Here is a 1,347-nt window from a genome sequence, read left to right as displayed (position 1 = left end):
CACCGTCAACACGCCGTTGCTGAGCCAATAAAAGGTCGTCATGCTGAAAGACCGCACGCCGCAGCGTGCCCTGTATTTCGGCCGCCAGGCGGTTCTTCTGATAGAAGCGCTGAATACCCGCCTGGCCATTCGGCATGCTGGAAGCCAGACGGTCCAGCGGGTCGTAACTGTAGCGGCATAACACTGTTTGATTTGAAGAGGCCATGGCCAGGTGCTTCAGAGGGAATCAGCCTTCAGCATCCAGCAAAACCGTTAAGCCGCCTACCTCGCAAAACTACTAGGTAAAAAGTGCTTTTAAGCAAGCATCGACTCAGAACGCCTCCGGCTCGATATTTTGACAACCACTTCCAACTGCCTGCGCTGCTGGATGACGTGGACGTGTTTGCGCTGGCAATGGAACTGGGGGATCGGGTGTATGCGCGGTCGGTTCAGTTGCATGACGAGATCACACCGCGCATGGCTGAGGAAGGCATGCGCGTGTTTGATGCTTATTTGGGGTTGTATTTGCCGGTTTTTTTGGGGAAGAAATAGTGAGCAGTTTATAAATCTCTTAACTGTAAGATAATCTCGTGAAAATCCAATCACACTGTCAAGCCTGATCGCCAGAACCTCTTACAGATGACATGTTTTTTCTGAACTCACTATGGTCATGAGCAATATCTTCATACATTTTAGTATAGTTTTTTAACGACCGTTCATAGTTAGTGTTAGCCGCACCTGTTTCGACGCGCACTTCAAAATGTTTTTTTATTTTTGCCACCGCATCAACGCGTTTTTGTATGCGTTTATCCATAGCATTCATTGCCTTAATAGTTTTAGCGCGCGATATATCTAGCTTAGTATCCAGTACATTTCTATATTTCTTTAAATCGCGCTGACTCAGCCACCCCTCAGGCTGAGAAACTAACTCATTCAAAGAACCTTTTGAGCTTCCAGCACTACTTGTCGCAACAGGTGTAACAATAGAAGAGTCGTCCACATTCAAATCAATTCTCTTTGGATCATGCGAAACTTTATTATCCAGCATGCGACTTAAGATCGGATTTTTAGCACGAGCCTGCTCCCTACTAACTCGTCTCAAATACGCTTCAGAGCGCCGCAAATCCATGACTTTTTTGAATGGTATGTGCCCTGTCGGATCCCCAAACCCAACCGGATCCCCACCCACATACCCATACGCATTCAACCCGCCCTCACCAAACGGGCTCAAACTGTCCGGGCTGTTAAAGCGCATCAACACCGGGTTATAAGCCCGATACCCATTCCCCAACAGATAATGCCCGGTAACCGGATCACGTCGTTCGCCATTGAACCCCAGCAAACTGGCCAAGCCGCTTTCAGCCGGAT

Annotated in this window: 1 protein-coding gene and 2 pseudogenes; 1 reads left to right on the top strand and 2 read right to left on the bottom strand. The window is 48.3% G+C overall.

The window, feature by feature from the left end:
* Window positions 1-205 (bottom strand): annotated as a pseudogene (locus tag ABJ99_RS04050) (hypothetical protein); the annotation flags it as partial.
* Between the two features lie 128 nt (window positions 206-333).
* On the opposite strand from ABJ99_RS04050, the pseudogene ABJ99_RS04045 reads away from it, so the two are divergent.
* A pseudogene (locus ABJ99_RS04045) lies at window positions 334-531 on the top strand (TetR/AcrR family transcriptional regulator); the annotation flags it as partial.
* 58 nt (window positions 532-589) lie between these two features.
* Here the strand turns inward: ABJ99_RS04045 and ABJ99_RS28965 are convergent.
* A partial coding sequence (locus ABJ99_RS28965; protein WP_230080979.1) for an RHS repeat-associated core domain-containing protein occupies window positions 590-1,347 on the bottom strand: 758 nt, incomplete at its 5' end.

This window comes from Pseudomonas syringae pv. cilantro, assembly GCF_001293775.1.
In the GTDB taxonomy this organism is placed as follows: domain Bacteria; phylum Pseudomonadota; class Gammaproteobacteria; order Pseudomonadales; family Pseudomonadaceae; genus Aquipseudomonas; species Aquipseudomonas syringae_P.
The sequence above is the reverse complement of the archived record's forward strand: the minus strand, read 5'-3'. Positions and strand labels throughout refer to the sequence as shown.